Raw genomic sequence first — 21,311 nt, 5'->3', positions numbered from 1 at the left:
CGAGGTGACGGAACGTGATCCTCGGACGACAGAGTCGGTTGCACCGTGCGTCGTGCTGCGCAACGACGAGGAGCAGTACGCGGTCTGGCCCGCGGACCGCCGAATCCCGGCCGGGTGGCACCGGATCGGCGGGCCGGAGTCCGAGACGTGGTGCGGTGCTCTGGTCGAGCGCCTGTGGACCGACATGCGGCCCGCGAGTGCCCGCGCCGAGCGGCCACCGGAGCCTTGGCCGGGCAGCGTGCCCGAGCTGGTGCGGGAGCGAGCGACGCGTGCGCCGTCCGCTCTCGCGGTGCTCTCGGACGACGGCCGGCTCAGCTACGCCGAGCTGAGCGGTCGCGCCGACCGGCTCGCCGACCGGTTGCGGGAGAGGGGCGTCGGCCCGGAGTGCGTCGTCACCGTGTGCCTGGACCGCGTGCCCGAGCTGATCGCCGCCCTGCTGGCGGTGCTGGGATCCGGAGGCGCGTTTCTGCCGCTCGACCCCGCGACCCCGCGGCAACGGATGGCCTCGCTGGTCGGTGAGACCGGTTCACGCCTCATCATCACGAGCCGCGAGCACGCCCCGATGTTCGCCGGGTGCGAGGCACACATCGTCCACGCCGAGGCGGTCGGGGAACCAGCTGCGAAGACGCCGTCGGAGACGTCGCGGCCGACACCCGGCCCCGGTCCGGACGACCTCGCCTATGTGATCTACACCTCCGGTTCGACCGGGCCGCCCAAGGGGGTGATGATCAGCCACCGGTCGCTGGCCCACTCCCTCACGGCGGTGGTCCGGGCCTACGAACTGACGCCCGCCGACCGGGTGCTGCACGCCGCGGCGCTCGGCTTCGACACCTCACTGGAGCAGATCTTCGCCACACTGATCAGTGGCGCGACGCTCATCCTCGCGGGAACCCCGACGTGGGCGCCCACCGACCTGCTGCACCGCCTGCCCGAGTACGGGGTCACCGTCGCCGACCTGCCCCCCGCCTACTGGCACCGGATCGTCTCCGTCGCGGACCGCGGCGAGATGCTCGCGTCGCTGAGGCTCGCCATCGTCGGCGGGGAGATCGTCACCGCGAAGGACTGCCGCGCCGTTCTGCGCAAGATCCCCCGAGTACGGCTCGTCAACGCCTACGGGCTCACGGAGACCACCATCACCTCCACACTCTGCGACCTGAACCAGGAAGTGCTCGCAGCGCCGGACACCGCCGTCTCTCCGGTCGGCAGGCCACTGGAGGGGAGCCACGTCCATGTGCTCGACGCCGACCTACGCCCGGTCGAGCCGGGCGAGCGCGGTGAGATCTACCTCGGCGGTCAGGGCCTGGCGCGCGGTGTCTGGCGGCAACCCGCCCTGACCGCACGGCAGTTCCTGCCCGACCCGCACGGCTGTGCGCCGGGAGACCGGATGTATCGCACCGGGGACCTGGGCCGCCGGCGCGCGGACGGCAACCTGGAAGTGCTGGGCCGGGTCGACGACCAGATGAAGATCCGTGGGTTCCGGGTCGACCCGGCGGAGATCGAGGCCGCGCTCGTCTCACGTCCGGAGATCGGCCAGGCGATGGTGGTGGCCCGGACGCGTGACAACGGCGAGCGGGACCTGGTCGCCTACTACACGCCCGCCTCGCCACCGACCGGCGGCGAGGCGGCGCAGCCCGCACGGCTGCGGTCGGCACTCGGCGAGGTCCTGCCGGGCTACATGATCCCGGCGGCCTTCCACGCGGTGGAACGGCTGCCCGTCGCGCCCAGCGGAAAGCTAGACCGCAAGGCCGTACCGGAATCCGGGGCCGCGCCGACGACGGCCGGCGCCGACGACCGTCCGGTGGTGCAGGGGATGGCACAGCTGTGGTGCCAGATCCTGGGTGTGGACGACGTCCGTCCGCAGGATGACTTCTTCGAGCTGGGCGGCAACTCGCTGCTGGCCATGGAGATGCTCGCCCGGACCCGCGTCATCTTCGGCATCGGCGTCACCCAGATCCGCGACCTGACCCGTTCACTGCTGCGGCAGCCGATGCTCGCCGCGTTCGCCGAGTCCGTGCGCCAGGCACGCGCCGGCACGCTGACCCGCCCGGACGGTTCGAGCGTCGACTTCGCCTCGGAGACCGATCGGCGCGTACCGGCCGTGGGCCGTGACGTGCAGGAACCGGATCACCGCCCCTCCGGCGACGTCCTCCTCACCGGGGCGACGGGATTCTGCGGCGCCCACATGATCGACGAGCTGCTGCGCAGCACGACGGGCCGGATCCTTTGCCTGGTCAGGGCCTCGGACGAGCAGCACGGCATGGAGATGATCCGCGCGAGCCACCAGCGGTACGTCCTCAGGGATCTGTCCAGCACGCGCGTCCAGCCGGTCGTCGGCGACCTGGGCAAGCCCGGACTGGGTCTTCTTCCCGGCCGGTTCGAGGAGCTGGGATCGACCATCGACGCCGTCTACCACTTCGGCGCCCAGGTCAACTTCATCTACCCGTACCACGAGTTGCGCTCGGTCAACGTCGACGGAACATACGAGATCATCCGCCTCGCCGCCGGCAGGGCAGTCCCCGTCCACTTCGCCTCCAGCATGGCTGTGCTCGCCGGATTCGGGCCGGCCGGGGTGCGCGAGGTGACCGAGAGCACGCCGCTGGGCTTCCCGGAATATCTGTCGGTGGGATACGTGGAGACCAAGTGGGTCGCCGAGGCGCTGCTGAAGAAGGCATCCGACGCGGGACTGCCGGTTGCCGTCTACCGTCTGATGGACATCGCGGGCAGCAGTGGAACCGGCGTCATGAACACCAACAGTGAGATGGCCGCTCTCATCAGCTTCATCGCGCGGACCGGTCTGTGCCCCGACGTCCGGCTGCCGCTGGACTTCCTGCCGGCCGATCACCTCGTCCGCGCGATCGGACACATCTCCACCCGCCGTCCCCCGCGCGGCGAGGTCTATCACCTCACCAACCCCCGCCCCGCACTGCTCGATTCGCTGGCCGAGCGCATGCGCCGGCGGGGGTATCCGGTCCAGGAGATCCCGTACACCGAGTGGATCGCCGCTCTGGTGAAGTATGCGGCCGGGCACCCCACCGACGCGATCACACCGTTCGTGCCGCTGTTCGTCGACCTGTGCCACGACGCCGACATCACCGTGAGCGAGATGTACTTCCAGGGCGTCTTCCCGGAGTTCACCCGCGACAACGCGGAGCGGGCACTGCTGGACGCCGGGATCGGCATTCCGCCCGTGGACGCGCAGATGATGGACGGCTTCCTCGACTTCCTGCAACAGGCCGAGCACGCAGGGCCGGTGGTGAACCGGGGGCAGGGAGCGCCGCGGTGGTGAGCCGATGCCCTCGATGGGAGGCGCTGCACGTGCTGGAAGCGGCGCCCGACGGTCCGGTGGCCTTCTCCGCCGATCTCAGTCCCGCCTCCCTCCTGGCGGCGTACCACGCCGGGGTCTATCCGTTCCCGGCATCCGACGAGTACACCCGTGCCCTCAACGAGGTGGTCTTCGCCGATCAGGTCCAGGAGGGCCGCATCCCGCTCGTGGGGGAGGAGCCGGCCGATCCCTTCACCGTCTCCTGGTGGTCTCCCGACCCCAGGCCGGTGCTGCCCGTCTCGGCCGCGCATCTCAGCCGCAGCCTCGCCCGGCGGCTGCGCAACAAACTGTCGTGGTCGACCAGCCTGAACCAGGAGTTCGAGCGGGTCGTCCGCGAATGCCGCGGTGACCGTGTCCCGCTGTGGCTCACCGAAGAGCTGATCGCAACCCTGGTCCACCTGCACGAGCTGGGTCACGCTCACAGCGTCGAGGTGTGGGAGGACGGCAATCTGGTCGGCGGCGTCTTCGGCCTCCGGATCGGATCGGTCTTCAGCATGGACTCGATGTTCTTTCAGCGGCCCGGCGCCTCGAAGGTGGCGGTGAGTGACCTTGCCGCGCGTTTCGCACAGGCCGGCGGCGAGCTGCTCGACGCGCAGCGGGACAGCCCGCACGTCCGTGATCTCGGCGGCATCCTCATGCCGCGAGAGCGGTACGTGCGATGCCTCCGCCGCACCGCGCGTGACAGCCTCCCTATGCGCAGTGCCACCTTGCCTGCCCGCCGCCTCGCCAAGCCTGCGGGAGCGCGCTGAGCGTGTTCGCCGTGCCGCCGCCCGGCACCCCGGGGCTCCTCATCCGCGGCCCCTCTGCCGAAACGTCCCGTCAGAGTCTGTGATGGCCGGGGTGCTTGCCGGGGCCGGATCCAGCAGGCCCGGGTCGAGCGGCTCGGGCGGTGGGCCCCCGGTGGCCCGGGTGCGGCGCATGCCTCGGACCGGGCCTGCCCGACGTCGTCGTGCGGGGTGCACCGAAATGGGGCTGATGAGGTAGATGTGGTGAAAGCTTACCAATGATTCTAATGTGTGACTGACAGTCCGACTTCGTGGACAGGACGGTGATGTTTCCACCGCGCGTACTCGTCATCGACGACGACCACGATGTGAGCGCTCTGCTGGAGCGGCACTTCCGCGAGCGGGGATGCCCCGTGGCGGTCGCGCACTCGGGGGAAGAGGGGCTGGGCCTCGCCTATGCCGACCCGCCGGACATCGCGGTCGTCGACGTGATGCTGCCCGGCATCGACGGACGGGAGGTCGTCCGCAGGCTGCGGGCGGACGACCGGACCAGGAGATGCCGTCTCGTCGTCACCTCGGTGCTCGACCCGGACGATCTGATCGGCCTCGCGGACGAGGTGCTGCCCAAGCCGTTCCGGCAGTCGGCCGTGGTGCGGCTCGTTGACTCCTACCGGAGCTCTGTGGCCCGGGAGTCCCAGGAGTCCCAGGAGGAGTAATGGCTCATGTCCTGATCGCTGACGACGACGCGGACATCCGGGATCTGGTGGCGTTCAAGCTGACTCAGAGCGGTCACCAGGTCACGGCCGTGGAGGACGGCATGGCGGCGCTCCGGGCAGCACGGGAGAACACCGTGGACCTGGCACTGCTCGACATCCGGATGCCGGGCATGTCGGGTCTGGACGTGTGCCGGGAGCTGCGCGCCACGGCCCAGACCGCGACACTCCCCGTCATCATGATCACCGCCCGGTCTCAGGAAGCGGACGTCGAGGTGGGCTTCGAGGCGGGGGCCGACGACTACATCATCAAGCCGTTCAGCCCGCGAGAACTCTCCAGCAGGGTCACCGCGGTGCTCAACCGGGTGGAACGGTGATTCCCCCCGGCATCATCCGTGGCGCGCTGCTGATCCTGCTGGCTGTCGTCCTGGCGCTGTGCCTGCTGATCGTCGGCAACCGTCTCGTCCGCAGCCACCGGGAGAGCAGACGCGAACGGATCGTGGCACCGGTACGCGGCTCCCTGCTGCAGCTCCTGTGCGCGGAGGAAGATGAGCAGACCGAGCTGCTGAACCGGCTCGCGGAGACCGACAGGCGGACCTGGGCCGCCCTGGAGCCGACCCTTGCCGCGCTGCTGGGCAAGGTCGCCGGTGGGGCCCGCACGGCGCTGATCCGCCTGTACGAGCTGCGCGGGGCCGCCGTGGACGCCGTCGCCGACCTGTCGAGCCGCAGCGCGGCCCGCCGGGGGCGAGCCGCGCAGGTGCTCGGTCAGCTCAGCCACCGCCCCGCCGCCCCGTCGCTGTGCCGTCTGCTGGCCGACCACGACCCCGAGGTGCGCCTGGCCGCCACCCGGGCGCTGGGCCGGTGCGGAGGACCGGAAGCTGTGCCGTACCTGCTGGAGTCCCTCCACGGAGCGCGGGCCGTGCCGCCGGCCGCGGTCATCAGGGCGCTGATCTCGCTGGAGCCGGAGGCACAGCGGAGTGTGGCCGCGGGGCTGGAACACCCACAACCCCTCGCCAGGGCCGTGGCCATCGAGGTCCTCGGCGCGACCGGCGTGGTGTCCCGTACGTCCGAGATCGCCCGTGCACTGCGCGAGGACCCCCAGATCGAGGTGCGCGTCAAAGCGGCACGCGCGCTGGGCAGACTGGGCATGCCCGAGGGCCTGGAGCCGCTGCTGGCGGCCGTCCGGCCCGGTCAGCCGGTCGCCCTGCGCATGGTGGGCGCCGGAGCCCTCGGCGCTCTGGGAGCCGTCGCCGCGACGGGCCCGCTGACGGAGCTGCTCGGCGATCCCGACCGGCATGTGGCCGCCACCGCCGCACGCGCACTGTTGCAGCTCGGCCCGGAAGGACGGGCCGAGCTGCAGGCGGCGGCCGACGACCCCTCCGGCGGACCGGCCGCCGCCCAGGCCAGAGCCGTGCTCGCCGAATCGGCGGTCGGGGCCGCACGCCACGACGTCCGCGCGGAGGTGGCGCTGTGAGCGTGGCGGCCGGGGAACCGTGGGCGTCGCTGCTGGGCGCGGTGCACACGCTGATCACCGTGTGCGACAGCTTGGTGATCGTGTACTTCCTGGCCATCAACACCAGCTATCTGGTGCTGATCCTCATCGCCCTGGGGGAGTTCGTCAGAACGCTGCGCCGGGCTCCCTTCGCAGGCCACGACGAGGCTGCCACCAGTCCCCTCACTCCACCCGTTTCCGTGATCATGCCCGCGCACAACGAAGCGGCCGGCATCGCCGAAGCGGTCCGGGCCATGCTGCTGCTGCGCTACCCGGAGTTCGAGGTCGTCGTCGTCGACGACGGCTCCACCGACGGCACGCTGGACGCTCTCCGGGAAGCCTTCGACCTCGCCGAGGTGGAGTACGTCGTCCCCGACGACATCCCCGTACGCGGCAGGGTCACCTCCGTCCATCTGCCCAGGGGCGGTCCCGTACGTCTTGTGGTGGCCCGCAAGGACAACGGCGGCAAGGCCGACGCGCTCAACGTCGGAATCAACCTGGCGCGCTACCCGCTGGTGTGCATGGTCGACGCCGACTCGATCCTCGACTCCCAGGCGCTGCTCGCGGTGGCCAAACCGTTCTGCGACGATCCGCAGCGGGTGGTCGCCTCCGGCGGCGTGGTCGGCCTCGCCAACGGCTGCACCGTCGTGGCGGGACGGGTGGTCGAGGTGCGCGTGCCCCCGGACTTGCTCGGACGCGTTCAGGTCGTCGAGTACCTGCGCGCCTTCCTGCTCGGACGCACCGGATGGTCCAAGCTCGGCAGCCTGCTGATCATCGCCGGGGCCTTCGGTCTCTTCCGCAAGGACGCGGTCGTGGCGATCGGCGGGATGGACCCCGACTGCATCGGCGAGGATGCCGAGCTGGTCATCCGCCTTCACAAGCACATGCGCGAGCTGGGCCGCGACTACCGCATCGTGTTCGTGGCCGAGCCGATCTCCTGGAGCGAGGCGCCCTCGCAGCGGAAGGTCCTCGCCCACCAGCGGCGGCGCTGGCACCGCGGCCTGACGGAGATCCTGCTCAAGCACCGCCGCATGGTCGGTAACCCCCGCTACGGCCGGATCGGCCTGCTGGCGCTGCCCTTCTACGTGGTCTTCGAACTGCTGGCCCCACTGGTGGAGCTCGCAGGTCTCGTCCTCGTACCCCTGGGCGTACTGATGGGCGCGGTGAACGTGGACTTCCTGTGGCGCTTCCTGATCGTCGCCTACGTCTACGCCATCGTCGTCGGCATGGTGTCGGTCGCGGTGGAGGAGTACGCCTTCCACCGGTTCACGCGGTGGCGGGACGTCTGGGGGGGCATCGTCGGGGTGGTGGCCGAGAACATCGGATACCGCCAGCTGACAGCGTGGTGGCGGCTGCGCGGTATGTGGGACGGGTTACGCAAGTCTCCCCAGGTGTGGGGTGCCATGACCCGGGCCGGCTTCGACTCTCCCACCTCGGTGAGGGAGAAGGGAGGTGATCGTGCATGAGCCGTACCTCCGGACTGGGCGCCGACCGTGTGGCGCGCCGGCTCGGCCTCACCTTCGGACTGCTGACCCTGCTGATCGCCCTGTGCGGGGCCAGCGCGCTGATCGGCGCGCTGGTGCTGGAAAGCCAGCGCGACCGGATCATCGACCACGTGCTCCCCGCCCAGGACGACAACGTGCGCCTGCTCAACGCGGGTACGAGCGCGCAGCGTTCGATGCGGGGCTACCTGGTCACGGGCGACCGGAGTGAGCTTGCCGCCTTCCGTGCGGCCCGGGAGAGCATTGCGTCGATCAGCGGTGAGGTCCGTGCGCACGGGGTCCTGGACGAAGACGATCTCGCGGCGCAGCAGCGGCAGATCGAGGCGTATCTGCGCGTTGCGGACGACCAGGCGAAGAGCACCCCGGGAAGCGCGCGGGCCGTCACGCTCACCCGCGAGGCCTCTCGGCGCTTCCACGCGTTCGAGGTGACCAACGCCCGCCTGGACGACCAGATAGGCGAAGAGGAGCAGCGTCTTCAGGACCGCGCCGACACCGCGATGCGGGCGGGCATCGCCGGGTTCGGCACCGCACTGGTCGCGGCCCTCGCCCTGGCCGTGTACACGTCGGTGCACACCACGCGGGCCCTGACCGGGCCGTTGCGGAGAACCGAGCGGACGCTCGGCCGCCTCACCGCCGGAGACCATGCGGCCCGGGCCGAGGTGACGGGACCGGAGGAGATCCGGGCGGTGGCGCGGTCGGTCAACCTGCTCGCAGACCAGAGGGACCGGCTGCGCGCGGTCGAGCAGGAACGGCAGCGACTGTCGACGGCCGCGAAGGAGACCGGCATCCGGATCAGGGACCGCCTCGACGTCGGCTACGTCCTCGACGAGGCGTGCAACGGCATCGGCGAGGTCCTCGCCGCAGACTACGTCTTCATCCTTCTCACCGAGGACGGCGGCTCCGGATTTCCGCTGGCCCGGGTATGGTCCGCGGAGCGAGGCCTGCTGTCCGACGACGAGCGCAGGGGCATCCCGACGCTCCCGGCCGACGTGGTCCGCGACCACTACCGACGGGCAACGCCCTGGCTGGTCACCGACCTGTCCCCGTACGTGTCGGACACCAGACCCATGCCAGGTGCCCCCGGCTCCTTCGGGCAGACCGGTATGCCGGCAGACAACCGCGCCGCCGCGGCGGCGCTCGGGTTGGTCTCGGCGGTGATCGTCCCCATCGGGGTGGGGGAGGAACCGATCGGTGCCGTGGCCGTGGCCCGAACCAGCGCAGACCGCCCCTGGCGTCCGGTGGACGTCGAATTCGCCGAGTCCATGGCAGGCGGCATCGGCCGGGCGCTGCACACCGCTCTTCTCTACGAGAAGGAGTCAGGCCTGGTGGACAAACTGCGCGCCCTGGACAAGGCCAAGAGTGACTTCCTGTCCACCGTCTCCCATGAGCTGCGCACCCCGCTGACCAGCATCATGGGGTACATCGAGCTGCTGAAGGACGAGGACGGCGATCCGCTCTCCCCGTCCCAGCTGCGCATGCTGGACGTCGTCGACCGCAACGCCAACCGGCTCCGGGCACTGATCGAGGACCTGCTCACGCTCTCCAGGATCGAGTCGGGAGCGTTCACCTCCCGGAAGGCACGGATCGACCTGCGGCAGCTGGTGTTCTCGGCGACCGACGCGATCAGACCGGCCGCTGAGGCCGCCTCGGTCAGACTGGAGACGCGCTGCCCCGAGCAGCCACTGCTGCTGGAGGCGGACGGCGAACAACTCGACCGGGTCCTGATGAACTTGCTGTCCAACGCCGTGAAGTTCACCCAAGGCGGCGGGACGGTCAGCGTACGAGCAGACGCGCAGGACGGGGAGGCGGTCCTGAGCGTGAGCGACACCGGCATCGGCATCCCCGAGGCCGAGCAGGAGAAGCTCTTCCAACGGTTCTTCCGCGCCTCGAACGCCACCGAACAGGCCATACCGGGAACCGGCCTGGGGCTGACCATCGTGCACACGATCGTGGCGAACCACGGCGGCCGAACGCAGGCGCGCTCCGAAGAGGGCCGGGGTACCACGTTCACCGTCCGGCTGCCGCTCAACGGTACGGACGGTGCGGTGGGCTCCGCCTGAACGGCGCTGCCGCAGCACGAGGGTCCGCAGGTGCCGCCTCGGAGACGGGACGCGGTCCGGTCCGCGCGCGGCCGATGCCGCAGGGGAACGTGAGCCGCTCCGGCCGGACTTGATCCAGCCGTGCAGGATCCGGGGATCGCTGTCGCCGGCGCGGTCGAAGTCGTCGGCCGGGCCCCGCCGTGGGTACGACGACGTGGCCTCGCATCCGAGGGGTGGGGCGCCGTCAGAAGGCCGTCACGGGAAGCGAAGGCAGGCAGGCGGGTGCCCCGTGGCCGGGCACCCCGAATGGAGGACAGACCGTAACCCTTTCAACCTCCACTTGCTCAATTTGCGATCTTCTGGGGTTCATTCTTTGCTTGATATGTCCGACGACCGGATCGCTTGATCGCCGTCATCGCACGCGCCGCACCGAAACCGTCGTGACCGGTCTGTTCGGTGGTCCCGGCCACGCCTCATGGCCGCGCCTGACATGTGGAGGCGGACGATGGAACCGGAGTCGACACCCACGCCGAGGCAGTATGCGGCGGACGACGAGGAACGATTTCGGCTGCTGCTCAAGAACTCTTCGGACATGGTCTTCCGCCGGACCTTGGAAGGCGTCTACCGGGAAGTGTCCGCCACGGGGCAGGAACTGCTGGGCCGACCGGCCGAGGAGATCGTGGGGACCTCGGTGAAGTCCTGGGTCCACCCGGCCGATGCGGAGGAATTCGAGTGGGCCGAACGCGATCTGCTGCGCGACGGCCGGGTGGCGGTCTGTCTGCGTCTGAGACATGCCGACGGGCACCTGATGTGGACGGAGACGACGTGCTGGGTGGTGCGGGACCCCGCAGGCGAGCCGCTCGAAGTGCGCGGGTTCATCCGTGAGGCGGAGGGACAGCGGCGCAGGGAGGAAGCGCTGCGGCTGTTGCAGGATCAGGCACGGTCGGTCATCGAGACCGCCCGGGACGCCTTCGTCTCCATCGACGAGGACGGGCTGGTCATCGACTGGAACCTGAGCGCTGAGAAGCTGTTCGGATACACCCACCACGAGGCGATGGGCCGTCCGCTGACGGAGACGATCATTCCTGAGCGGTACCACGCCGCGCACAGGGCCGGTCTGCAACGCGTGCTGGCCGGCGGAGAGTCCGATCTGCTGGGCGGTCAGGTCGAGCTCACCGCCCGTCATCACGACGGTCATGAGATCCCCATCGAACTGGCGGTGTGGAGGCTGAAGTCGGCGAAGGCGCGCTGCTTCAACGCCTTCATCCGTGACATCAGCGAGCGCAATCAGGCGCAGGCCGCTCTGGCGGAGGCCCGCGACCAGGCCATCGCCGCATCCCAGGCGAAGTCGCAGTTCGTGGCCTCCATGAGCCACGAGATCCGCACCCCCATGAACGGCGTCATCGGACTGAGCGAGCTGCTGCTGGGCACCGAACTGGATGCCGAGCAGCGGCGGTACACCGAGGGCATCCATGGCGCCGGCACGGCACTGCTGACGCTGATCAACGACATCCTCGACTTCTCCAAGCTGGAGGCCGGCAAGCTGGAACTGGACGAGGTCCCCGTCAGCCCGCAGGTGCTGGTGGAGGAGGTCGTCTCGCTGGTGGCGCAGACCCCGCAGGCCGAGGGCCTGGAACTGCTCAGCGACTGCCATCCCGACCTGCCCGCTATGGTTCTCGCGGATTCCGGCCGACTGCGGCAGATCCTGCTCAATCTGGCGTCCAACGCGGTGAAGTTCACCGAATCCGGCGAGGTCGTGCTCCGTGCCCGCCCGGCCCCGGCCAGGCCGCCGGCAGAGCGGGCGCCATGGCTGCGGTTCGAGGTGGCCGACACGGGCATCGGCATAGCCGCGGCCGACCAGGAGCGGATGTTCGACGCCTTCTCCCAGGCCGATGCCTCCACCACCCGCCGCTACGGTGGCACCGGCCTGGGGCTGGCCATCTGCCGCAGGATCACCGAGGCCATGGGAGGCTCCATCGGCGTCACCAGCCGGCCGGGCCAGGGAAGCACCTTCTCCTTCTGCGTACCCGTTCGCGCTCCCGACGCCCCCGAACCACCCCCGGCCCCGCCGCACTCCGACGTCCTTCGCGGGATGCGGGTCCTGGTCGTCGACGACAACGACACCAACCGGCTGATCCTCGACGCGCAGCTGCGCAGATGGCACATCGGGCCGACCATGGTCGCCGGCGGCCCTCAGGCCCTGGTGGCCCTGCACGAGGCAGAGGCCGCAGGCCGTCCCTTCACCCTCGCCATCGTCGACATGTATATGCCCGACATGGACGGTCTGGAACTCGCCCGCCGGATCACCACAGACCAGAGGCTCGCCCGCGTACAGCTGTTGCTCCTCACCTCCGGCGCCCAGCCGCCCGCCGCCGAGCTGCAAGCGGCCGGCATCGCCCGCAGCTTGTCCAAGCCCGTCCGCCAGACCCAACTCCTGGAGGCCCTGGTCGAACTCGCCATCCGGACATCGCCGGTGGCAGCGACCGCCCCGGCAGCGCTGAGCCCCCCCGCACCCCAGCAGGCCCACCGGGGCCGTCTCCTGCTGGTCGAGGACAACGAGATCAACCAGATGGTCGCCCAGGGCCTGCTCACCCGGCTCGGCTACAGCACGGACATCGCCGCCGACGGCGCCCAAGCCCTGCTCATGGCCGAAGAGCACGCTTATCAGGCCGTGCTCATGGACTGCCAGATGCCGCGGATGGACGGCTACACCGCCACCCGTGAACTGCGCCGCCGGGAAGGCGACCAGGGGCACCTGCCGGTGATCGCCATGACCGCAGGCGCCCTCGCCGAGGACCGGGAACGGTGCATGGCCGCGGGCATGGACGACTACGTCTCCAAACCGGTCAGCGCCGACGAGCTGGAACAAGCCCTCGCGCGCTGGGTCCACCCCACCACCCCACCGCGGACGGGCAACGACGGCCTCCGAGTCTCCATCGAGCAGCGGCTGGACGAACTGCGCGGCGCCGGCAGCCCCGCCGAGCGCGAACTGGTCGACAGGCTGGTGGACCACTTCCTCGTCCGGGCCCCCGAGATGACCAGCGCGCTCTTCCACGCGCTCGGCCGCCACGACGCGCAGGAGATCGCAGACCAGGCTCACAGCCTCAGAGGCGCCGCCGGGAACGTGGGGGCCGTGAGCCTCGCCGCCTGTTGCCAGGAACTGGAAGAGCACGCGCGGTCCGGAGAGCCGGCGTCACTGGCCGAGACCGCTCCCCGGCTCCAGGAGGAACTCGACCGGACCTGTCGCACCCTCGGCACGGTGCGCTCCCGCCCTCCAGGCCACGAACCCGGCTGACGAGCCGCTCGGACATCGCCCCCCGGGCGGGCGTACGTGCCGGAGGGAAGGAGAGCCTGTGGGCAAGCTTGACGTCCAGTTGCCCGTCCGCCGTGATGCGACGGCCTGGTTGTACGCGGCAGCAGGGGCCGTGTTGATCATCATCTATCTGGTCACCTCCTCCACGGCGCGGTACATGCTGCCCGTACTGATCCCCGCCTCAGTCGTCTTCGCGATCGCGTGGGGAGTGATCAGGAACAGGCCGCCATCGATCCTTCCGTGGCTCCTCTTCGCGGCGGCCATGGCACCGTTCGCGGTCGCGGACGCGATCTGGGGGCTGTACCAGGTGCACGACGCGGAGGTTCCGTTCCCGGGTGTGGCCGACCTTCTCTACCTCGGCAGCTACCTGTTGTTCGCCGCCGGGCTGGTGACGTTGGCCCGGCAGTACACTCGCCGCCTGCACTGGGCGGGGTGGCTCGACGCGGGAATCGTCACGCTGGGGTTCGGCATCCTGTCATGGGCGTTCATCATCGCCCCCTACCTGCGCAGCGAGCTGTCTGCGTGGCCGCTCGTGGTGTCCGTCGCCTATCCCGTCGCCGACCTGGTGCTGTTGTGCGTGGCCGCCCGGCTGATGCTCACCACCGGCAAGCGCACCCCTTCGATTCTTCTGTGCACCGGGTGGCTTCTGGTCCTCCTCGCCGCAGACGGCCTCTACTACGGAACCATGGCCACGACAGGGACCGCGATCGCTGAGGACGTGTCCGAGGCGGGGTGGATGGTGTCGTCCCTCCTGCTGGGGGCTGCGGCGCTGCACCCCTCCGTCGGCTGGCCGACACGCCTGTCGGACGGCAAGGAGAGGATGCCCCGGAAACGACTGTCGATCCTGATCGCGCTCATCCTGGTGGGGCCGGTGATCGTGCTGGCCAATGTCGGAGGCATCCGGGGCCAGCCCGTGAACATCACGGTGATCGTCGGCATGCTGGCGACCCTTTCGCTGCTGCTGGTGCTGCGCATCGCGTTCCTGGCCCGGTACGCCCAGAGCAGGGCCATCGAAGCCCGGACACAGGCCCACTACCTCGCGGCGTCACTGCGGGAACAGGAAGAGCTCCAGAAGCAGCTGAGCCATCAGGCGACCCACGACCCACTGACGGGGCTGGCCAACAGAGCGCTGCTGAACCAGAGTCTGGAGTCTGTTCTCAGCCGGTGCACCGCATCCTTCCCCGCCGCGCTGCTGATGCTCGATCTCGACGGCTTCAAGGAGGTCAACGACACCCTGGGCCACCCGTCCGGTGACGAACTGCTCATCGACGTCGCCCGGCGGCTGACAGCCAGGGTCCGTGAGCAGGACACGGTCGCCAGGATCGGCGGAGACGAATTCGCACTCCTCGCGGTGGGCGTGGACGCCGGCGCGCTCCGCGACTACACCATGCGGATCCTCGACTCCTTCATGGACTCGTTCATCCTCGACCATGGCCGCTCGGTCCGGGTGACGACAAGCATCGGAGCACGGAGCATCACCAGGCCGACCACGCCGGCAGAAGCGCTGCGGGACGCCGACATCGCCCTGTACCGAGCCAAAACCGCGGGCAAGAACCAGGCCGTGTTCTTCGAAAGCCCATGACGGTCGCAGTGATGTGCGCCGCGACCACGCCGAGTTCCTCGCCCAGGACGTCAGCACGCGATGAGGGACCACGATGCTTCCGGACAGGCACCCAATAGGGTTGTCCTGAACAGGGAAACGAGAAAGAAGCGGCGCCACCACGCAGGCTGCGGCCGGCCAGGTGCCGGACCTCGTCGGCCGCGACTTCACCGCGGATGCGCCCGGCGGGAAACTCGTCGGTGACATCACCTGCATCGCGACCGGGGAAGGCTGGCTGTACCTCGCAACGGTCATCGACTGCTGCACGAAGGAAAACGCCTCCACTCGGCGGTGGGTTACCGCCCTCCGCGCGAAGTCCACGCCGAGTACGAGAAGTCGCGAATCGCCGCGTGACATAGACGGTCAGAAGCCTGTCCGGAAAGCGCGAGGCCCCTCACGAACCGTCTCATCGAGGACTCCGTGCGGTGATGGAGAGCCCGAGAGGATGCAGCGACGGCCGCGCGTTGGCCCGGGCTCGGCCCGGAGCTGTGCTACACGAAGGGCGCCCGGGGGTGTCTGCCCGGTCAGGCGCCCTTCCGCCTGTGTCTAGAAGAAGCCCAGCCTCTTCGGCGAGTACGACACCAGAAGATTCTTGGTCTGCTGGTAGTGGTCCAGCATCATCTTGTGCGTCTCGCGTCCCATCCCCGACTTCTTGTAGCCGCCGAACGCCGCATGGGCCGGGTACGCGTGGTAGCAGTTGGTCCAGACGCGGCCCGCCTTGATCTCGCGGCCCAGGCGGTAGGCCGTGTTGCCGTCGCGGGTCCAGACGCCGGCTCCGAGGCCGTACAGGGTGTCGTTGGCTGTCTTCAGGGCCTCGTCGACCGAGTCGTACGTCGTGACCGAGACGACCGGGCCGAAGATCTCCTCCTGGAAGATCCGCATGTCGTTGGTGCCGCGGAAGATGGTCGGCTCGATGTAGTAGCCGCCCTCCAGGCCCGGCACCGCGCGGGGGTTGCCGCCCGTGACGACCTCGGCGCCCTCCTTCCTGCCGATGTCGAGGTAGGAAAGGATCTTCTCGTACTGGTCGTTGCTCGCCTGCGCGCCGATCATGGTGGCCGGGTCCAGCGGGTCGCCGCCTACGATGGCCCGGGTGCGTTCGACGCAGCGGGCCATGAAGTCGTCGTAGATGGAGGCATGGATCAGGGCGCGCGACGGGCAGGTGCAGACCTCGCCCTGGTTGAGGGCGAACATCACGAAGCCCTCGACCGCCTTGTCCAGGAAGTCGTCGTCGGCGGCCATGACGTCGGGCAGGAAGATGTTCGGGCTCTTGCCGCCCAGTTCCAGGGTGACGGGGATGATGTTCTCACTCGCGTACTGCATGATCAGGCGGCCGGTGGTCGTCTCACCCGTGAACGCCACCTTCGCCACGCGCGGGCTGGACGCCAGCGGCTTGCCCGCCTCCACGCCGAAGCCGTTGACGACGTTGACCACGCCCGGCGGGAGCAGGTCGGCGATCAGGTCGATGACATAAAGCAGGCTGACCGGGGTCTGCTCGGCCGGTTTGATGACGACGCAGTTGCCCGCGGCCAGCGCGGGGGCGAGCTTCCATGTGGCCATGAGGATGGGGAAGTTCCACGGGATGATCTGGCCGACCACGCCCAGCGGCTCGTGGAAGTGGTACGCGACCGTGTCGGCGTCGATCTCCGCGATGCTGCCCTCCTGGGCGCGGACGACTCCGGCGAAGTAGCGGAAGTGGTCCACGGCCAGCGGGATGTCGGCGGCCAGGGTCTCGCGGACCGGCTTGCCGTTCTCCCACGTCTCGGCGACCGCGATCTTCTCCAGGTTCTGCTCGATGCGGTCCGCGATCCTGTTGAGGATGTTCGCGCGTTCCGTCGTGGACGTGCGGCCCCACTGGTCGGCCGCCCGGTGCGCGGCGTCCAGTGCGAGGTCGACGTCGGCCGCCGTGGAACGCGCGACCTCGCAGAAGGCCTTGCCGGTCACGGGCGTCGGGTTCTCGAAGTAGCGGCCCTCGACAGGCGCTGTCCAGTCGCCGTCGATGAAGTTGTCGTAGCGGCGGGCGAAGGTGACGATGCTGCCTTCGGTTCCTGGCTGCGCGTACACCATGGCGGCTCTCCTCGGTGAAGTGCGGGGCGGGTTGCGACGCCCTCACTGTGCTCCCGGGAGGTTGGCGCAAGGTTGGCGCCGTGCCGCACCCGGCGCCCGTCAGCCGCTCAGGGCCGTCGCGAGCCGGCCCCGCGCGATCGCCCGGCGGGTGTCGCCTGGGCCGAGCAGCCGCAGCGCGTGCTCGTGGACCTCCGTGTCGTACGGGGCCCGTTCGCCGTAGCGCAGGGCGTGCTCGGGGCGGGTGCTCACCAGCACGGCGTCGCGTACCGCCACTTCGATGCGCGTGCGCCACTCCTCGATGCCGGGGGCCTCGGAGCGGGGGAGCAGCGGGCCGCCGTAACGGCGCAGGGCCGTGTCCGTGTCGCCCTGCTCCAGTGCGCGCAGGACGTCGGCGGCGTCGCAGGACACGGGATCGGTGAGGGTGTAGTGACGGGGGGAGATCGCGCCGCCCAGCACGCGGCGCAGGTGGGAGATCTCCGCCTTGAAGGTCGACGACGTCACCGGGCGGTCGCCGTACAGGGCCGCGCGCAATCGTTCCGCGGAGAACCCCCCGGGTTCGAGGGAGAGGAGGACGAGGATCTCCAACTGGCGTGGACGCACGTGCAGTTGCCGTCCGTCCCGCACGGCCCGCTCGACGCCCAGGCAGCTGAGCCGCAGGTGTCCCGTACCGGGTTCCTGTGTGGTGAGGCGGGCCTCGATGCTGGACACCAGTGTCCGTACGGTCGACATGGCCAGGGGGTGTGATTGGTCCCAGGTCGTGGACAGGTCCAGTACGCCGAGGACGCGGCCGTCCCGGCCGTGCACCGGGGCGCAGTAGCAGACCCAGCCGTGCAGGGCCGACACCAGATGCTCCGCCGAGAAGACGGAGCTGGGGCGGCCGGTGCGCAGGGCGAGGGACAGCGCGTTGGTGCCCATGGCCTGTTCGTCCCAGCGGCCGCCCGGTGCGAAGTTGACCTGTTCGGCCCGGCGCCGCATGGTGGGGCCGCCACAGGTCCACAGGATGGTGCCCGACTCGTCGGTGACCGCCGTGACGAACCCGGCCTCCTCGGCGATGCTGTGCAGCTCCCCGGCGAGGGCGGAGACCGGCCGGTACAGCGGTGAGGACGTCCAGCGCTGGTGCACCTGGCCGCCGTCGGTGACCGGGGCGCTGTCCCGGGCCGGGTCCACGCTGCCCAGCGAACGCGCCCAGGACTCGGTCACCTCGTGGCGCAGCGTCGCGGTGCCGCCCGGCCGCGCGCCCGGGACGCTCAGCCTCGGCACCCAGCGGGACCACTCGTGCTCCAGCACGGCCCTGCGCTGCCGGAGGTCAGGGCGCTGTGACATGGCCTCTCCCTGGCGTCGTACCGGATTGTCGGCGTGAGGTCAGTCTGACCGGACAGGCCCGTCCCGGTCGAGAACTCCGTCGGACCCGGCGAAACTGTTCCTCATGAGGAGGCCAGAGGGCGGCCAGGGGCGACACGAGGCCGCCGGGGGCAGCCGGTTGGCCTGGAACCGCCGTGTGGCCGGGAACGTCCCCACCTCTGAACGGGCGACCGCCTGACTGGATGTTTGTCCGGTGCGCGCGTGCCGCCGTACGGGTGACGGGTTCACTCGACCCGACGGACGGGGCCCGGCCCGCGTGCCACCGGTGTGCGGCGCCGCGTTCCCCTGGCATGGACAGCACGGAGACGGCCCGGCGCCTTCCGGGGAACGACGCCGCGCCCCGCTCGTACGCCGAACTCACCAGCGGGTACGCGGGACATCCGCCGATCTACGCGGCCCTGGTCGCCGAGTGGGAGGCGCGGGGCCACACGGTCCCGGAGCACCGCGACGGCCAGTGGGTCTCCTTCGCCGCGCCGGCCGAGAGCGAGACCTGGACCGCCGTCACCTCATGGGCCGCCGGCCGGCACATGGGCCCGGTCGTCCCCGGTGGCCCCCGCACGGCCCCAAGTCCTCACTCACCCGCCGCGTCTCACCCGGTGGGCGGTTCCCACCAGCCCGCCGCTCCTTACCCGGCCGTCGCCCCCCACTCGGCCATAACTCCCCACCCCGCCGCCGGCCGGCACCCGGGCCAGGTCGGCCCCGCGGGCACCCGCCCCGGCCCCGGCCGTCCCCCCGCGGCGACGGTGCCCTCGTCAGGCGCCCGCCTCACCAGCCGTCCGGCGCCACCGGCTCCGCGCTGACCGGCGCCAGCACCGCAAGGGTTCCGCTGGCCTCCCGCAGAGCCGCCTCGAGCGTGCCGGGGATGTGCAGGGTGCCGGTTCCGTCCGGCGGCACGAGCCACTCCAGGCGACCGGCGGGCCGGTACGGCGGCGGCACGGCGACCCAGGATCCCCGGCCCACGTGCCGCACCCCGAAGCCGACCCACTCGCTGACCGGATCGGGCGGCAGGAAGAACCCCACTCTGCGGGCCGCGCAGTCCATCAGGGTGGGGCCGGGCACCCTCAGCGGGTCGCGCCACAGGAGGTCCAGCGCGAGCAGCCCGAGCCGGTCGGGGACGCTGAGCACGTCCCAGTACCGCCCGGACTCCACGAGCACCGTGCCCGCGCCGTAGTCCCACTCCCGCTTGCACTGCTGGGGGTCCGTGGCGGCCGCGGCGAGCCACTCGACGGCTTGCTTCCACATGACGCTCTGCATGGCCACCCCAGGCACAGTCGACGGCGCCGCGGTCGGGCGCGTGCTGGACACGGGCCGGTGACCCGCGGGGTTCCGCGTGCCGCACGGCCGTAGCCATGCTCGTAGATGTTTCTACGGGCCGGAAGGGGTGGCGCGGTCTGGCGTTTGGGTCGGGCATGTCCCGATCGAAAGAGGGCACTCGAAGGTGCGTCCCGTAAGGCCGCGATCAACTTCGTGCGCATCCATGCCGCCCCGAGGGAATCGGCCACCGAAGGGTGTGTGCGACTCGGGGAGAACTCGAGGAGTGCCGGGGCGTGCGGCCGTACATGCGGGTCTCGCAGGCCTGCCGTCCGTGCCACCGGCCCCTCGGCGCGCGGGAGGTGTTAACCGGTGGACCGGTTCACGGCGGCGCGCGGGCGCGATGTGCGGACCCGGGAACGTTGCCTTCACGAAACCTCTCTCCGTGCCGGCCAGAACCCGTCTTGTTCGGTCAACTCAGCACCGAAGAAGGTGGGTTGGGCGCTTGACCATCAGGAGTCACAAGCGCGCTGCTTGACCTGTGCGAACCGAACCGCACGGGTACGACGGGGGAACTTGCCGTGATCGTCCGGGTCGTCAAGGCCGGCAGCGGCCGGGCCGCCTGCGTCACGCTGGAGTCCACCGAGGACAGTCGTGGTCGACGGCGACCCGCAGCCCGTTGCCCCACACGCCGGGCGGGGACTGGGCGCCCGGAGCGCCGTCGGCTGCGCCGTTCACCAGCTGGTGACGCGCACCGGCTCGTTCAGCGGGCCGCGGCGGGTGTGGCCCACGAAGGCGGTCACCGACGTGGTCAGGGTCGAGATGGTGCGGGTGCTGCTGGGAAGCTCTTCGACGTAGACACCGGGATACGTCGGCGGGAACTGCGCGGAGGCGGTCTCGTACGCCTTCTGCACCACGCTCCAGCGGGGCCGTGGCGCACCTTCGCCGCGTCGAGCGCGGAGTTGACCGGGATGCGCACGACGGGCTGGTGGTCGCCGGTCATGGCGAGCTCCTGGCCCTCGGGGGAGACGAGGAACGCCGCGAGCGTCTGCTCCTGCTTCGTCTTGCCGGTCCGGGCGCCGAAGGAGATGTTCCCGCCGTCGGCCAGCACGTCGTTGTTGCCGGCCGGACCCGAGGGGGCCGGCAGCACTTCGTATTTGTCCTTGCCGAGCGCGGTGTCGAAGGTGGAGATGTTGTACGGGCCGGTGAGGTACATCCCGGCGTTGCCGTCCTGGAAGTTGGTGGTGTTCGCCAGGAGCTTTGAGACGGCGAGGGTGGCGGTCAGGCGGCGCACGCGGCGGAGCCGCATGTCGATGCGGCCTCGGCTATCCGGCATCGGTGGTCCTCAGTTCATATTCGTGAATGCCCTTCACGAATCCAAATAGCCGGCCAAGCTACGGATCGCCCCTCGCCATGTCAAGACATGGCCGAGGGATTTCACCGAGGCCACACGGCGGCCAGAGGCACCCAGAAAACAAGGACGGCCCCCACTGGATCATCCGGTGGGGGCCGTCCGAAGAGTGCGGGGTGCCCGGGGTCAGGCCTGACGCTCGGCGTTCTTCTTCTTGATCCGGGCCGATTCCTTGCGGACCTCCGCCTGGGTGGCGCGCTCCCGCACCAGCCACTCGGGCTCTTCCTGCTTCAGTGTCTCGATCTGCTCGGTGGTGAGGGGCTCGGTGACACCCGCGCGGGCGAGGCCCGCGATGGAGACGCCGAGCTTCGCGGCGACCACGGGCCGGGGGTGCGGGCCGTTGAGCCGCAGGTCCTGCAGCCACTGCGGCGGGTTCGCCTGGAGCTTGTTCAGCTCGGCTCGCGAGACGGCACCCTCCCGGAACTCGGCGGGTGTGGCCTCGAGGTACACACCCAGCTTCTTCGCCGCGGTCGCGGGCTTCATCGTCTGGGTGCTCTGGTGCGACGTCATGCGGACC

The 21,311-nt window shown here is 70.3% G+C and carries 15 protein-coding genes and 1 pseudogene; 11 read left to right on the top strand and 5 right to left on the bottom strand.

The annotated features are described in order from the left end of the window. The first annotated feature begins 52 nt into the window (after positions 1-52). The 10 genes and pseudogenes from HDC93_RS18185 to HDC93_RS18140 all read left to right on the top strand — a co-directional run. A complete protein-coding gene (locus tag HDC93_RS18185) occupies positions 53-3,286 on the top strand; it encodes an amino acid adenylation domain-containing protein (RefSeq protein ID WP_185011954.1) in 3,234 nt (1,077 codons plus the stop codon). A gap of 56 nt (positions 3,287-3,342) precedes the next feature. Beyond that, entirely contained in the window at positions 3,343-4,071 is a 729-nt protein-coding gene (locus tag HDC93_RS18180) for a leucyl/phenylalanyl-tRNA--protein transferase (protein WP_311774572.1), read from the top strand. Between the two features lie 287 nt (positions 4,072-4,358). Continuing rightward, entirely contained in the window at positions 4,359-4,763 is a 405-nt protein-coding gene (locus tag HDC93_RS18175) for a two-component system response regulator (protein ID WP_185011952.1), read from the top strand. After that, complete coding sequence (locus HDC93_RS18170; RefSeq protein WP_185011951.1) at positions 4,763-5,137, top strand: response regulator transcription factor; 375 nt, start codon at positions 4,763-4,765, stop codon at positions 5,135-5,137. The genes HDC93_RS18175 and HDC93_RS18170 overlap by 1 nt, the downstream gene beginning before the upstream one ends. Further along, a complete protein-coding gene (locus HDC93_RS18165) occupies positions 5,134-6,234 on the top strand; it encodes a HEAT repeat domain-containing protein (protein WP_185011950.1) in 1,101 nt (366 codons plus the stop codon). Before HDC93_RS18170 ends, HDC93_RS18165 begins: the two co-directional genes overlap by 4 nt. Then, positions 6,231-7,718, top strand: coding sequence for a glycosyltransferase (locus tag HDC93_RS18160; RefSeq protein ID WP_221516815.1), 1,488 nt, complete (start codon positions 6,231-6,233; stop codon positions 7,716-7,718). The genes HDC93_RS18165 and HDC93_RS18160 overlap by 4 nt, the downstream gene beginning before the upstream one ends. Continuing rightward, positions 7,715-9,814 (top strand): ATP-binding protein, encoded by a 2,100-nt coding sequence (locus HDC93_RS18155; protein WP_185011949.1) that lies wholly within the window; start codon positions 7,715-7,717, stop codon positions 9,812-9,814. Before HDC93_RS18160 ends, HDC93_RS18155 begins: the two co-directional genes overlap by 4 nt. A 484-nt stretch (positions 9,815-10,298) precedes the next feature. Further along, positions 10,299-13,088, top strand: coding sequence for a response regulator (locus HDC93_RS18150; protein WP_185011948.1), 2,790 nt, complete (start codon positions 10,299-10,301; stop codon positions 13,086-13,088). A gap of 58 nt (positions 13,089-13,146) precedes the next feature. Then, positions 13,147-14,688, top strand: coding sequence for a GGDEF domain-containing protein (locus HDC93_RS39340; protein ID WP_185011947.1), 1,542 nt, complete (start codon positions 13,147-13,149; stop codon positions 14,686-14,688). A gap of 154 nt (positions 14,689-14,842) precedes the next feature. Next, positions 14,843-14,980 (top strand): annotated as a pseudogene (locus HDC93_RS18140) (IS3 family transposase); the annotation flags it as partial. Positions 14,981-15,252: 272 nt separating this feature from the next. Here the strand turns inward: HDC93_RS18140 and adh are convergent. Both adh and HDC93_RS18130 read right to left on the bottom strand, forming a co-directional pair. Further along, positions 15,253-16,770, bottom strand: a complete 1,518-nt coding sequence (gene adh / locus HDC93_RS18135; protein ID WP_185011946.1) for an aldehyde dehydrogenase — start codon at positions 16,768-16,770, stop codon at positions 15,253-15,255. Positions 16,771-16,869: 99 nt separating this feature from the next. Beyond that, entirely contained in the window at positions 16,870-18,093 is a 1,224-nt protein-coding gene (locus HDC93_RS18130) for a GAF domain-containing protein (protein WP_185011945.1), read from the bottom strand. A gap of 329 nt (positions 18,094-18,422) precedes the next feature. On the opposite strand from HDC93_RS18130, the gene HDC93_RS38475 reads away from it, so the two are divergent. Next, positions 18,423-18,932, top strand: coding sequence for a hypothetical protein (locus HDC93_RS38475; RefSeq protein ID WP_260419625.1), 510 nt, complete (start codon positions 18,423-18,425; stop codon positions 18,930-18,932). Here the strand turns inward: HDC93_RS38475 and HDC93_RS18120 are convergent. The 3 genes from HDC93_RS18120 to HDC93_RS18110 form a co-directional block, all read right to left on the bottom strand. Continuing rightward, entirely contained in the window at positions 18,898-19,386 is a 489-nt protein-coding gene (locus tag HDC93_RS18120) for a hypothetical protein (RefSeq protein ID WP_185012004.1), read from the bottom strand. The genes HDC93_RS38475 and HDC93_RS18120 overlap by 35 nt on opposite strands. Before the next feature lie 808 nt (positions 19,387-20,194). Beyond that, positions 20,195-20,719, bottom strand: coding sequence for a hypothetical protein (locus HDC93_RS18115; RefSeq protein ID WP_260419624.1), 525 nt, complete (start codon positions 20,717-20,719; stop codon positions 20,195-20,197). Between the two features lie 201 nt (positions 20,720-20,920). Further along, the gene (locus HDC93_RS18110) at positions 20,921-21,304 is read right to left on the bottom strand and encodes a DUF5997 family protein (protein ID WP_185011944.1); all 384 of its coding nucleotides are present in this window, start codon (positions 21,302-21,304) and stop codon (positions 20,921-20,923) included. Between the last annotated feature and the right edge of the window lie 7 nt (positions 21,305-21,311).

The organism is Streptomyces sp. AK010, assembly GCF_014207295.1.
Taxonomy (GTDB): Bacteria; Actinomycetota; Actinomycetes; order Streptomycetales; family Streptomycetaceae; genus Streptomyces; species Streptomyces massasporeus.
This window is presented reverse-complemented; position numbering and strand designations above follow the sequence as displayed.